Here is a 14,564-nt window from a genome sequence, read left to right on the forward strand (position 1 = left end):
TTCTGTTTCAAAGTTACGAAAACATATACTTTTTGGAGATTATTGATGAAAATACTATATCTGGATCTTGGAATGGGTGCTGCAGGAGATATGCTCACTGCTGCCCTTCTTGACTCAATGAATGAAAAAGATAAGGCTGAGGCTATCAAGGAAATCTCCTTATTGGGAATCCCTGATGTGACTTTTGATGTGGAAAAAAGCGTTAAGTGCGGGATCACGGGTACGCATGTTAGTGTGAAAGTTCATGGGATTGATGAGGCAGAGGGATTGCACGAACACCATGGGCACGAACACGAGCATGATCATAACTCAGACCATGGGCACAGCCATGAACATGATAATCATGAACATCACCACCATCATTCCAATCTTCAAAAGATCAATGATATTGTTGATAGTTTGAAAGTGTCAGAACAGATCAAGACTGATGTAAAATCCATCTACAATATCCTCGCTGAAGCTGAAGGGCTCGTACATGGTAAGCCTGTTACTGAGATTCATTTTCATGAGGTTGGAACAATGGATGCAGTGGCTGATATCACAGCAGCTTGTATCCTCATAAGAAAAATCGGCGCGGACAAGATAATAGCTTCTCCTATACATGTTGGAAGCGGGCAGGTCAAGTGTGCTCATGGAATACTTCCTGTGCCAGCGCCTGCTACTGCTTATATTCTTAGGGAAATACCTATGTATAGTACAGAGATTAAAGGTGAGCTGTGCACTCCTACAGGGGCTGCTATCCTTAAGTATTTTGTTAATGAATATGGGGCAATGCCAGCTATGACTTCAGATAGTATTGGATATGGAATGGGTTATAAAGACTTTGAAAGAGCGAACTGCGTAAGAGCCATGGTAGGGACTACGCAAAATGAAGCAATGCGATTTAATGAAGAAACAGATAAAGATAACGCATTGCACTCTGATGGAAAAACAGCTGAAGATAGAGCAATACACTCTGATGAGAAAACAGCTGAAGATAGAACAATACACTCTGATGAGAAAACAGCTAGAAATAGTTCAGATAATAATGATACCGATTTGATCATTGAGCTTCGCTGCAACATTGACGACATGACCGGAGAAGAAATGGGCTTTGCTCTTGAGCGACTTATGGAAGCAGGGGCAAGAGATGTATTCACTACTCCAATTACCATGAAAAAGAATCGTCCGGGAATTCTTCTGACTGTAATATGCTCCACTACTGACAAAGAAAAGATGGTTCGTGAGATTTTCAAAAACACAACGACTATAGGAATACGTGAAACCATCTGTAACAGATATATCCTTGAAAGAACTGAAGAAGCTCTTAATACTCCTTTGGGACAGGTTCGAGAAAAAAGAGTAACAGGATATGGCGTTGAAAGATCAAAGCTTGAATATGATGATTTAGCTTCTATAGCCAGAAATACAGGAAAAAGCCTTCAGGAAGTTAGAAATCTTATTAAATAAAGAAATCTTTTCAGAAACAAAATGTTCTTGCAGGATAAAGAAAAACTTCCAGAACAAAATGTTCTTGCAGGATAAAGAAAAACTTCCAGAACAAAATGATCTTGTAGGATAAAGAAAAACTTCCAGAACAAAATGATCTTGTAGGATAAATAGATCCTATATTTATTTAGACGGTATGCTGCGTTATTGCCATTATTGAAAAAGAGATTGAACAATAACGCAGTCACCAAGAACCTATCGCCTTAAAAGTCCCCTTCTTATAAGACGCGGTAGAGATAGGTCTATGTCTTCCCCCAATAAAAACTTATCTAGGAATAACCAGACCACATAAGAAATATTTATGCGTTCTTCAAAACACAAAAAGAATTATATAACACAAAATATCGTTTGTGTATAAAATCCGACGAAACGTCATCCTCAGGGGTTCGAATCGGCGTATACTTTTTATCGATTTTACAACTATAGGGTCTTAGCCCAGAATCTGCCTTGGTTTGAATATTCATATTCACAGCCTTAATTAAATATTTTTAACTATTCATTTACGATTAAACATTTGCATATTTTATTATATACAGTACATTTTCTGGCTTTTGGGCGGCTATTAATATTCTTTATTTCGACTATTTTTTCAAAAATGGAATCATGTTATTTTTTTACCTCAATTTTCCTACGCAAAAAATCCGGACGCACTCATACATAATGAATACATCCGGATAATAATGATTTATATTTTATTATATGTACTTATTGTCTTTACATACTCTTCAGGAAGTCCGACATCATAGGACTTACCATCAACTACGAAGCCAACCATTCCAACATCATTTCTTGTCTGTTCAAGGGCTGTTGTAAGCTGGATCTCGCCACTTTCGAGGACGTTGTTTTTGATATTCTTCTCAAGATTATCAAATACTTCCTTGGTAAGGATATACTGTCCAAAGACTGCGTAGTAGTTCTCATCACAGTTTTTAGTAGGAACATTCAGATATTCCTTAGCGTAATCCACTGTTGGCTTTTCTTTGATCTCGTCGAGTTTCAGAAGCCTTTGCTCACTATTTTCCCACTGTCCGTGCATTATTCCGTAGTGGACGACATCTTCGGGGTCAACTGTGTGCATACTGATCATTGGAAGTCCGCAGTTCTCGTAGGCATCTATCATCTGCTGCATACAGTTAAGTGATGTGTTTGATCTGTAGATCATATCGCCAAGGAGAAGGAGTACGGGCTCATCGCCTGTGAATTCTCTGCACTGATATACTGCATGGCCGAAGCCTTTTCTTTCCTTCTGGTATACGTATGTGATCCTGTTGGCAAGGCTCATAAGAAGGTTTTGGTACTGTTTCTTCTCATCCGAGAGCTTATCATAGTTTTCTGATGAGAGTCTGGCAAAAAACATATCGTATAAAGGTCTTTCTTCTTCGCCGATGACAAGACAGATATCTTCTATATCAGCTTCAACAAGCTGTTCAAGCAGGATAAGAAGAACAGGCTTTAATATTCCATCCGTATCAAGGATTGGGAAAAAGTCTTTCTTGATAGCCTTGGTTGTAGGGAAGAGCCTTGTCCCAAAACCTGCCACAGGGATGATTGCTTTACGAACAGCCTTCTTAGGTCTAAGAGTAAGAGGGAATCCGTCCATATGCTTTACATCTTTAAGATATTCTATTATGGCCTTCTGGCTTTCCTCATCCTTGGCAAGAAACTGAACTGTTCCATCACCCTGAGAACCTACGCCCTTAGAGCCGTATGAAAGACTATTTAATGTCTCATCCTTTAATACCTCGTGAAGAACAGGCGCTGTAAGCTGGTCGGGACATGCCTTGGCAACCTTTGTATCAAAGTTATTCTGGAAATCGATCATGACCTGGCCGAGAGCTTTGGCATCGCCCTTTTCAATCGCGTCACAGGCTTTTTCAATGTAGAAGACATTATCTTTACCAAGAGCCTGCTGAACGTCTTTTTCTATCTCATTCTGGGCAAAAGGGAAGCACTTGTTGAGATCCGCGAGAATCTTTACTGTGTCCTTGCCGGCATTCAGATTGGCAACCACGAAGTACAGCGGCGTCTTAACAGTAAGAGTCTTAACGCTGACTTCTGTTCCGTCAAAAAACATTCTGACAGGATTAACGCCATATGCACACGCCTGATCAAGTCGGCCGCATCTGGACGGGGTGCGCTGCTCGCCGTTGTATGCAACTCTCATCTCGCCCATGGTATTGAGGTGGAGATTGTACATCCTATTGAAAGCTCTTGCTACTAAAACGCAGATAGCGGCGCTGCTTGAAAGGCCGCTCTTAATGGGAAGATCCATTCTGGTTATTGTGATCTTGAGACCTTCAACGTGATAATTCTCATTGATATATGATGCAACACCGGCTACATAAGAAAAGAATCCGCCCTTATAAGCAACCTCAAGAAGCTTATCGGTATCCATCTCGCAGCAAAGAGATTCTCCGTGATACATTGCAAGGGGACTTTCAACGATGAAATGGTCAGCCTTTTCTACTGTTGCGTATATTCCCTGCTCGATACCGGTTACTATTGCTTGACCAGGTACGATATCAGAATTGGTCATTCTGTGTATTCCGGCCCAGTCACTGTGTTCACCAATGATACACAGACGTCCAGGGACGAATAAATCGAATTTATTTTTCATATAACCACCTTTATTTTCTATTTTGCTTTAAGACAGGCAAGCACTGCTCCCTGTCCCCAGGCATTTGTGCCATAGACCTGTCTATGTACAGCGAGGTCTTCGCACGGGCTTAAGGAATCTATAACCTTGCCGCTGCTTTCTGTAAGATACAATAATGCCTTATCCAGCTTATCAAGAACATCTTCTGATTCTACCAAACCATCTGTCATAACAGAACCTATTTTCTTAATGCTCCATCCTATCATCCCTGTTGCAGATGAATCAACATGACCTTCCATGCAGGGAAGATCCCAGGCAATAGCTCCATCGCTTCTTTGATAAGATATAGCTGTTTCTACAAGCTCTTTAGCCCATTCCATGATAGTTTGTCTGTGCTCATGATCTTCAGGAAGATACATGGCACAACCTGCAACTCCCATCAAAATCCAGCCGACAGCGCGTCCCCAGCCCAATATTCCAAGCTTACCTTTTGTAAGGCTGTATGCATGATAGGGAAGATGTGTTTTTGAGTCGCATCCGTTTTTTCTAAAATTTATAAGCTGAAGAGCCGCCAGATCAAAAGCCTCCCTAGCTTCATCTTCAACATCAAGACCTTTTAAAACAGATCCATAATATGACAGAAAAAGAGCTGTCATACCAACTCCATCTGCAAGGATAAAATCATCTCGTCCTGAAACATTATAAATGATCGATCTTTCACTATCCTTGGCTGTATCTTTTAGAAAAGAAAAAATCCTATGAGCTGAATCAAGGTACTTACCATCAGCAGTAATCTCATACATTCGCAGTAGAGAAAAACCTGCAAGTGCATCGTCTACAAAACGAACTCGTCCACCTTGCCTTGATGTCCACAGGGCATGATATTCTTCAACCGCTTCTATGCAGGATTCTTTTCTGACACTTGCATTTAGCTGATCATCTCTGATCTCAGTAAGTCCCAGAAGGAGCATACCTGCAGGCCAAAAGATCATATCTTTAGGGTCTGCTGCCCTTCCCATGAGCTTTTTAGCCAGATTTTTGCACCTTTGTTTTAAAGACTTTTTATTAATATTCTTTAGCTGGGTAATAGTTTCTTTTTCAACAGCTATAGTCTTATCCGGATTTTGCATAATATGTCCTTTAATACTGTCATAAAATACTAAATATAAATCTTAAGAATAGTACCTGTTCTATTACGCACCTAAAACCTTCTGCAGACCAAAAACAAGCCTGGCAAATCCTATATTAAGTGCTGTCGGGCCCTGTAATATCGGGATCATAAGTTTATTAGCCCTATCACATATTTCGTCCGGATAATCAGCTAATAACCTTGCCGTATCCTCGATCCGGCATAATTCTCTGATCCTTTTATCTGATTCCGCAGCATCTTTTAAGGGTCTTCGAAGTTCTGACTTTACCACCAGAAAAAAAAGATACAGGAATTCATATCTTGCCTTTTCCATTGCATGAGGAACCTTCTTAGCCAGCAAAATCTCGCCAAGCTTATCACGAAGCCTTACGCAATTATCATACAAGCCCGGATCATAACTATGAACCAGAGATGTATAATGAAAAACATAATGGTAAAAAAATGAATCCTGCATTACAAAAATACGCTTTGCGTCAAGCAGAATCGGAGTGATCATGTTAACATCATCTCCCATTCTAATAGAGACATCTACAAAATGAAGATTATTTCTGACAAGCTGCGCCGAGTAAAGTTTAAAACATCTGGACAGGAAAATAGGTCTTCTCTCATGCCCCACCAGTTCCTTCTTTAACTCTTTCTCCAGGCGCTCTCCTACATATTCTCCAGGCTCTGCCGGCATCCTTACAGGAGTAGCATGAACTGAGATATTACCGCGCTTATCTGATTTTTCCTTATCGATAATATAATTACTACAGATGACTTCGGCATCACTTCCTGTTAAATGCACCACCATTTTTTCAATCATATCAGGCTCGATCCAGTCATCGCCATCCACAAACATGATGTATTCACCGCAGGCATACTCTACGCCCTTGATAGCCGCGGAAGAAGGGCCTCCGTTTTCTTTATGAACAGCAATAACTTTTGAACTTCTGATATGAGCTGAATCAATGATCTTGCCTGATCCATCCGGTGATCCGTCATCAACAAGAATAACTTCAAAGTTACGATAGCTCTGAGCCAGCATACTGTCTATGCATTTCTGAATGACATCTTCTGCCTTATATACCGGAACAATGATACTAATCTTAGGTTCATAAGTGCCCATATAATATCATCCTTTGTAATGTCTTTCGTAGGGTTCCCACGTCTTCTCGCTTATTATGTACCTTGGTCTGTGCTTACTCTCCATATAGATCTTGCCTATATAGGTACCGATAACACCGATGGAAATAAGCTGTATACCGCCAAGGAATAAGATCATACATACAGTTGATGCCCATCCGGGGAATCCGTCGCCGCTTAAAGCAACAACGATCGCCCATATTATTCCTATAAAACCTATAAAGCTTACAATACTGCCGATTCCTGTAATTATGGAAATAGGCTTAATGGACAAAGATGTTATTCCATCAAAAGCAAGATGAAGCATCTTGGTCAGTGGATAATGGCTGGAACCGGCTATACGTTCATGTCTTTCATAATATACAGTCGCTGATCTGAAGCCAACAAGCGGAACCATTCCTCTAAGGTAGATATTAACTTCGTGAAAATCAGCAAATTCATTAAGAACACGAGAGCTTAAAAGTCTGTAATCCGCGTGATTGTAGACAACCTCTGCTCCCATCCAATTAAGGATTTTATAAAAAGATTCTGCTGTGAATTTTTTGAAAAAAGTATCAGTATCACGGCTTGAACGAACGCCATATACAACCTCAGCTCCGTCAAGATATGCTGCCACCATCTTATCCATTGCAGTGATATCATCCTGACCATCGCAATCGATGGAAATAGTAATATCACAAACATCTTTAGCTTCCATAAGACCTGCAAGAACAGCATTCTGATGTCCTCTGTTGCGGCTTTGTGAAATGCCTATATAATGCTCATCAGACTTGGCAAGGTCTTCTATAAGTTCCCAGGTTCTGTCTTTAGATCCGTCATTAACAAATAAAATACGGCTCTTATCCGAAATCATTCCGGATGAAGCCATTTCTTTTATCCTTTGCAGAAAAAGAGGTGCTGTTACCGGCAGAACCTCTTCTTCGTTATAGCATGGAATTACGATCCAAAGGATCGGCTTTCCTATATTTTCAGACATATTATTCTCCCAAAATCACTCAGTCCTCGTCCTGAAGTCTTTCAACCATAGCCCAAAGTGACTTAGCACTATTAAAGTTATCAGGAACAATCTCAGATGCAGGTATGCTTATATCATACTCTTCGTTAAGCGCACTGATAATCTGCAGAATATCAAAAGAATCAAGGATTCCGTCATCAATGAGTGCTGTCTCATTTTCGAAATCCACATCTTCTTTTATCTCACTTAAAATACTAATAAAATTCTCATCCATCACAAAAACTCCTTTTAACTAATGATTTAGTACTGAGGTATCTTTAAAGTCTCTAACGACCTTTACCTTACCATTTTCATAAATAAGAACCTTAGGCATAGTCCTACTCAAAAACAGATATAGTCCCTCTGTGATCGAATATGCTCCAATATTCTCAAATGCAAGTATATCACCAATCTTAAGATTCGTGAATGAAACCTTTCTGACAAGAACGTCAGCAGTTGTACAAAGGCTTCCGCAAAGGGCGTAATCCGCTGTTCCTTCAACCGTACCATAAACAGCCTGACCATCGCCTTCTATGTGCCTCATGATCGGAATCTTCATACCCATGACCTGACCAAAATAGGTAATGTGATTGATTCCACCATCAATTATACAATAATTGGTGCCTTTATTGGATTTGATATCCATTACTTTTGATATATATATACCGCAGGTTGATGTGAAAAATCTTCCCATCTCAATTGTAAGATCGCACCACCTGGATACTTCCGTAAGCGTTGGTGCCAGATCTTTAAGTGGTAAAAGAGTATCTTCGAAATCTTCACCTTCGAAATACGGAACAGGAAGTCCCGGGCCATACTCAAGTTTTCTAAGCGGGAGACTGTATTTAACACGAAGCTCTTCAATGAAAACATGAAGTTCTTCCAGTTCTTCTATCTGCTGTTTGAGCTTTTTCCTCTGTGTTCCAGCAAAGTAGTGAATACCGACAAATTCAAGATTCGGGTAATCATCTTGATGATCCAGAATATAACAAATATCCTCTCTGGACATACCAAACTGGCTACCGGCATTTAACCTAAGTAGTACAGGAACTTTGAAACCATCTGAAAAAAAATCATCAGAACCACTGGCCATTTTCTCTTCTTTCAGATAATCATCGTTAGATTCGCAAATTAGTCCACATTCTTTAATTTCCCAAGCCGCTTCCTGCAATAAATTAGCATGTAATACAGATTCTGCTGTATAAATACCTGCTTTTGCCTTAAAGGCATCTATTATCGATTCTTTGGTCTTATTGACGCCCGAATATACAATCTTGTCGCCATCTATCTTCTCTGCTACGCATATATCCAGCTCTCCCGGGCTACATACTTCAAGCTTGTCCACAACCTCAGACATAGCTTTTGTAAGAAAAGGATTGGCTTTCATCGCATAACAAAGACCGATGTTATCTCCGACTATCTGTCTGATGTCTGCTACACGCTTTTTAAGATCATCAATATTAAAGATATATGATGGAGTTGCATATTCATCAGCTATTTTCTTAAACTCTTCATTATCTATCATATAACCCTCTCTATCTACTTAAGTACCTTTTATGTTGTCTACAAAAGCAGTGCTCTTCACTGAGCAGTATATTGCGAGTTTAGTACTGTCCTATCTATCTTACCATTTTTATTAAGCGGCATCTCTTCAAGTACCACAACCTTGTTAGGAACCATGAACTGAGGCACTATTTCCCTTAAAGCCGATGTTATCTCTCTTCCATCCAAAGATCCTGTAACGCATAAGATCAGCTTCTTTTTCTTAAAATCATATAGGCAGCACGCTCTTGTTACGCCATCTATGCTTGTGGCTGCATTTTCAATTTCTCCAAGCTCTATGCGCTGACCGAGGTGCTTGATCTGGAAGTCTTTTCTTGAAACATAGATAAGATCACCGTTCTCATCATACTTACCGATATCTCCGGTCCTGTATATACGCTCTGGATAAGCTGTATTAAGCGGGTTCTGGACAAAAGACTCTGCTGTCTTTTCAGGATTCTTGTAATAGCCTACAGCAACGCAGGTTCCTCCTACGCATATCTCTCCCATAGTTCCTACACTAGTCTCATCGACAAGATTATCTTCATCATCTAACAGAAATACCTTCTCGTTAGGAAAAGCCTTACCTGCAGGAAGTGTCTCTGAATCTCCAAGTATCTTTCCTTTAGGAAGCCTGTAGTAGGTACAGTTACATGTAATCTCCGTTGGTCCGTAAAGATTAATGTACTCAGCATCCGGGATATATTTCTGCCAGGTATTAAGGTGCTTTGAAGGCATAACTTCTCCTGAAAACATGATCATACGTATATTCTCAGGAACCTTGTAACCAAGTCCATTCATAATGGATACAAAGCACATGGCACTAACCGCCCATACAAGAACAGTAACCTTGTTATCTACAAGATAATCCATAAGAGTTGTAGGTGCGCTGAAATAAGCACGGGGGATGATCTGAAGTCTTGCTCCGACTTTGAGGCAGCTGTATATATCTTTTACAGATACGTCAAAATCAAAGGGAGCCTGATTGCCCATAGTATCATCTGAATTAATTCCAAAAATATCTGTGAAGCAGTCAATAAAATCGATCACACTGCGGTGATTGACCATAACGCCTTTTGGAACACCTGTAGATCCGCTTGTAAAATTGACATATAAGGGATCCGTGTCAAGGGCTTCAAGCATTCTTTCCTTAACTTCGAAGCCAACATCAGTAGCGTCAAAAAGAACTTCATTATTCTTACCAGCATTATTTTCGATATCAGAACTCTCACTTTCTTTAAAAGTTAAAAGTTCTTCTATTGTCACTACCTTGAATTTATCAGAATAAACTTCTGCCTTATCCTTAAAGTTCTCATCTGTTATTATCACATCCGGTTCAAGGATCTCAAGCATCTTGTCTATTCTCGCCTGAGGCGCTCTGACATCTATAAAACTATAGAAGCCACGAATCATGGCAGTTCCCATCATGCCACAAAGACCATCGGCGCTCTTCTCCATGTAGAAAGCAACTGCATGGCAAGGCTTTACATAAGGCAGAAGCTTTGCCGCAACATTCTTTGAATAGTTCAAGAGCTCTGTATATGTGTATTCCTTATCTGGATCAGATACCGCAACGGCATCAGGTCTTTCTTTAGTACTATTTAACAGCCAATCAATTATTGATCTTTGCATCGTTTATCTCCTGCAATTTCATTATACTCACAAACTAAATGGTCCTTACAGATCGAATAACCCTTCTTTACTATCTTTATCAAGCTTCATAAAATCAGCAAACATCTTTGAAAACTTATCAGCTCCCTGCGTATTAAAATGTCCCTGATCCTTAAATTCCGTAAGTTCCCAGCTATAGTAAGATTCATCTATAAGATTAAAGTCATAATAATCGAATCCATACTGTCCGAACAAATCTCTCAGCTCTTCATAAACCGCGAAATAACTTTCCTTAGTATGCTGAGATATAAACGTCGGATACGGAACTTCAACAGGATAAAGCATTATACCATTATCATAGCAGTACTTACAGATCTTATTCAGAATAGCCCTGTTCTCTTTGGTTATCTCAAGAACAGGAAGATCTCTTCCCCAGGCATAAGTATCAGCCTCTTCAACAGTAGTGTATACCAAGGACTGATCACATATCTCATCAGATGGTTCATATCCTGATTCAAGTCTGTGGCCATCAGTATCTTCAATAACTCCTGAAATCTTCTGTCTGACATTCAAAGGAATGTTAGTACTTCTGTTGTATACCCATGGAAAAAAGAAGTTGATCGAAGACGGCTTTGTAATAAAGGCAGGGGATGTAATAAATTCGGCCGAAGTCACAAAAGCCTTAACCGGTCCCTGCTTCCTTGTATAAGCACTTACAAAACTTGCATCAGCTCTGAAATTATCCGACCTGTCCTGCATCAGCATATCTCTGTCTACAGAAAAAACAATCTTATCGATTCCCTGTGCATGAGCCTCTTTAATGGCAATAAGCGAATTTTCAAAAGACTGCATATTGGTTCCCATATTGAAAGAAACAATGCCAAGTTCTGCATCTATAACATCAGGGTTAAAAGCACATTCACACTGAGAAGTCCCAAGATATACCATTTCGACTTGCTGGCTACTAGTCTTATCATAAAAGTATGTCCACATCTCGGTACTGGAACCCATGTACGGTTCAAGTAAAAAGCACAGCAGGTTATTAATCAAAACAAATGCAATAATAACCGCAGCACATGCTGCAAGCTTCTTAGAAATTCGCATACATAAATCCTCCTGTGCCGGTGGTCAGCATGAAGGATGCAAGTATAAGAAGTATAACTACTAAAGCTATCAGACTTCTGAACATAAGGTTTCTGCTCATTATCATAGCCTTTACATCATGCCCTTTTTCTTCAAGTACACTAACCACAAATACTATAATTACCCCTATAACTGCAATAACATATCCGCCATAAAGATATGCTGTTGAGTCAACAGTGTCTACAACTTTCTGAGTGAACATTCTTGTAAATTCAAAAGATGCCCAGTTTGTAACAGTATTGTGCAAACAATGAATGCAATCCCCGAAATCATATATTCTGTCAAAGTACCAGCCTATATTAACAATAATAAAAGTCCTGACGATCCTAAAAATATGCATTCCTTTTGATGAAGCGTTTATCTTTAGTTTACTATTTATATTTTCAAAAGCCGGAGCACAGATATCTGATAATGCGATCACCAAGCCATTGTATAGACCCCAGATCACATAATGCATCTCGGCGCCATGCCATACACCTACAAGGAGGAATACAAGAATATTTGCAATACCTGCAGGAAGGACGCGTCCAAAATGCTTACCAAAATGTTTGCTGCACCACTTGCCAAACTTCTGCATAAACTTAAGAAGCGCAAAGGGATAAAAGACATAATCTCTCATGAAAGCACCAAGAGATATATGCCATCTACGCCAGAAATCTCCAAGAGACGTTGCAAAATACGGGCGTTTAAAGTTAGGCATAAGCTCTATACCAAACATTTCAGAAACAGCAAGAGCCATATCTATTCCACCGGAAAAATCTGCATACTGCTGAGCTGAATACATGAGAATACCAAGCACTATAAGTGATCCCGGAAGCCCTTCACTTCCATAATCAAAAATACCGGATATAGAACCTGATAGCATATCTGCTATGGCATATTTCTTCAAAGCGCCAAAAAGAAAACGCCATACAGCTCTTTTAAATGTACTTCCATTCCATGAATGAACCATATCATACTGGGAGCGGAGCTTATCATACCTGCTTATAGGTCCCTGAATTACCTGAGGGAAAAACGATAAAAACAGAAGGAGTCTGAAAAAATTATTCTCAGGCTCATACTTTTCATTGTAAACATCAACGATGTAAGCTATCGCCATGAATGTATAAAAAGATATTCCAAGAGGAAGAATAAGGCCTGAAACTTTGAATATCTCAAAAACTGTAAGATACTTAACGCATGCAAGTATCATTAGAACTATAGCAAGGTCAAGTATTAGCCATATCCTCTTTTGGAATACTCCCTTGTTCTTAATGGTCTTCTTCTCATCCCTGGATAAACCCGGAGCTTTTCTTTTTTCTTTGGTCTTTTTGACCGTACGTGATATCATGAGGCCGCAAAACCAGGTAGTCAGTGTTGTAACGATAATATAAGGCACACCTGAAAGTCCGCAGATACCATAGTACAAAACACTGAAAACAAGCAGGCAAATCCATTGCCTGCTTTTCATTACTGTATAATACAATACCAGAGCTATAGCGATAATGCCCCAGAATGCAAGTGAATAAAATTCCACTGTTATTTTCTCCTATCTAAATCCATTGCCTATTATAATAGTTCTTATCCCAAAAAGCTATATTTTATCGATTTTAAGCGATATTTATGGCAAAAAAATATTATATATGATATTATTATTTTGTAATATTTGCGTAATATTTTCACAAAGGGGAGGAAAAATGTCTACGAATAATAGTCTATCAATAACGTCTTTAATTGTTTCAATTGCCTTAATAACAGGTTGTACATCACCAGCTTTTTCAAGCACCGGAGCAAGCACACAGTCATCTTCTGTTAATGTAATATCTTCAACAGAGCCTTCACAGGCTTCATCAGTCAGCACGCAGGATCCAGCTGCAGGCTCAACAGTTACAGCTTCTGATAATTCAAGTACACAAGTTACTTCAGCCGAGCCAAGTGAAGACGCTCCTGTTGTTACCAAAGATCCTTACGGCGGCGGTAACGAGCCAGTTCCTGACGGCGATCTTCAACTTGTATTTATAGGTGACAGCCAGTTTGACAGATGGAGAAATTCAAGCACATCCATCTCAGAACTTGTTGGAGAAGAGATGAATGCTCTCCACTACAATCTTGGAGTTGGCGGAACCTGTGCGGGAGTTGAAAGATCACAAAGCGGTTTCAATGCCAGCAATGATCAGAACGACTACGAAGAAGCCAACTTCACTGCCATATGCCATATGTTAAGAGGTGAAGTCAGCACTGAACGTTATTCAAATATACTTAATCAGGAATTCAACATGGTTCTTGATGCTATCAAGCCTGAATTAGTTGACTATTACATTATCGAATATGGTTATAACGATTACTACACAGCTGTAGATATGTACAACGAAGAGGATCCTTATGATGAGCACACCTTCTATGGTGCACTTAACCAAGGAATAAAGCTCCTCAAAGAAATATCTCCAAATGCTCATTTCATCATCTGTACACCTTGTTATTGCAGATTCTATAACGGTTCCGGTAAAGATATGGGAGATGCATATAATGTCACTAAAGGACTTGGTTCTCTTGCATACTATGCTGACTATGCACTCAAACTTGCTGATAATATAGGTGCCAGAAAGCTCGATGCAATAGGCGGCGGTGCATTTAATCTCAATTCCTATACCTACAAGGAATACCTTGAAGATAGCGTTCACTTATCATACAGGGGACGAGTTGTGTATGCAAAAGCACTACGACGAATCATTCTTGATGATATGGGAATATACGATTCCGAAGGAGAAGGATCTATTGAGGTCCCGCTTTCAATAGCAAACTACTAAGCTATATTAAGGAGACGGTAAGCCGTCTCCTTTTTATTAATTAGCAAAAGAAATCATTTAATGCTAATATTATACTTTGATAAAAGATGTGATGAGGATTTGATCATCACAATATCACGAGCTTCAATG

The 14,564-nt window shown here is 39.5% G+C and carries 11 protein-coding genes; 2 read left to right on the forward strand and 9 right to left on the reverse strand.

The features are described 5' to 3' along the window. Positions 1 to 45 precede the first annotated feature (45 nt). The gene (larC, locus tag WAA20_RS17185) at positions 46 to 1,449 is read left to right on the forward strand and encodes a nickel pincer cofactor biosynthesis protein LarC (protein WP_073390215.1); all 1,404 of its coding nucleotides are present in this window, start codon (positions 46 to 48) and stop codon (positions 1,447 to 1,449) included. 724 nt (positions 1,450 to 2,173) lie between these two features. Here larC and WAA20_RS17190 read toward each other — a convergent pair. From WAA20_RS17190 to WAA20_RS17230, 9 genes are all read right to left on the reverse strand, one after another. Next, entirely contained in the window at positions 2,174 to 4,105 is a 1,932-nt protein-coding gene (locus WAA20_RS17190) for a sugar phosphate nucleotidyltransferase (protein WP_073390213.1), read from the reverse strand. Positions 4,106 to 4,122: 17 nt separating this feature from the next. Next, positions 4,123 to 5,214, reverse strand: coding sequence for a glycoside hydrolase family 88 protein (locus WAA20_RS17195; protein ID WP_073390211.1), 1,092 nt, complete (start codon positions 5,212 to 5,214; stop codon positions 4,123 to 4,125). Between the two features lie 63 nt (positions 5,215 to 5,277). Next, positions 5,278 to 6,342 (reverse strand): glycosyltransferase family 2 protein, encoded by a 1,065-nt coding sequence (locus tag WAA20_RS17200; RefSeq protein WP_073390210.1) that lies wholly within the window; start codon positions 6,340 to 6,342, stop codon positions 5,278 to 5,280. Between the two features lie 6 nt (positions 6,343 to 6,348). After that, on the reverse strand, positions 6,349 to 7,335 hold the full coding sequence (locus WAA20_RS17205; RefSeq protein ID WP_073390208.1) for a glycosyltransferase family 2 protein: 987 nt from the start codon (positions 7,333 to 7,335) through the stop codon (positions 6,349 to 6,351). Positions 7,336 to 7,354: 19 nt separating this feature from the next. Next, positions 7,355 to 7,588: a phosphopantetheine-binding protein gene (locus WAA20_RS17210; protein WP_073390207.1), complete on the reverse strand. Its 234-nt coding sequence runs from the start codon at positions 7,586 to 7,588 to the stop codon at positions 7,355 to 7,357. Positions 7,589 to 7,606: 18 nt separating this feature from the next. Then, positions 7,607 to 8,878, reverse strand: coding sequence for a hypothetical protein (locus tag WAA20_RS17215; RefSeq protein WP_073390205.1), 1,272 nt, complete (start codon positions 8,876 to 8,878; stop codon positions 7,607 to 7,609). Between the two features lie 56 nt (positions 8,879 to 8,934). Next, entirely contained in the window at positions 8,935 to 10,527 is a 1,593-nt protein-coding gene (locus tag WAA20_RS17220; protein WP_073390204.1) for an amino acid adenylation domain-containing protein, read from the reverse strand. Between the two features lie 45 nt (positions 10,528 to 10,572). Beyond that, positions 10,573 to 11,610 carry a hypothetical protein gene (locus WAA20_RS17225; protein WP_073390202.1) on the reverse strand — a complete coding sequence of 346 codons (1,038 nt, stop codon included), beginning with the start codon at positions 11,608 to 11,610 and terminating at the stop codon, positions 10,573 to 10,575. Beyond that, positions 11,597 to 13,165 (reverse strand): MBOAT family O-acyltransferase, encoded by a 1,569-nt coding sequence (locus WAA20_RS17230; RefSeq protein ID WP_073390201.1) that lies wholly within the window; start codon positions 13,163 to 13,165, stop codon positions 11,597 to 11,599. The genes WAA20_RS17225 and WAA20_RS17230 overlap by 14 nt, the downstream gene beginning before the upstream one ends. 160 nt (positions 13,166 to 13,325) lie before the next feature. On the opposite strand from WAA20_RS17230, the gene WAA20_RS17235 reads away from it, so the two are divergent. Further along, the gene (locus WAA20_RS17235; protein WP_073390199.1) at positions 13,326 to 14,435 is read left to right on the forward strand and encodes an SGNH/GDSL hydrolase family protein; all 1,110 of its coding nucleotides are present in this window, start codon (positions 13,326 to 13,328) and stop codon (positions 14,433 to 14,435) included. The last annotated feature ends 129 nt before the right edge of the window (positions 14,436 to 14,564 follow it).

It is taken from the genome of Butyrivibrio fibrisolvens, assembly GCF_037113525.1.
Taxonomy (GTDB): domain Bacteria; phylum Bacillota; class Clostridia; order Lachnospirales; family Lachnospiraceae; genus Butyrivibrio; species Butyrivibrio fibrisolvens.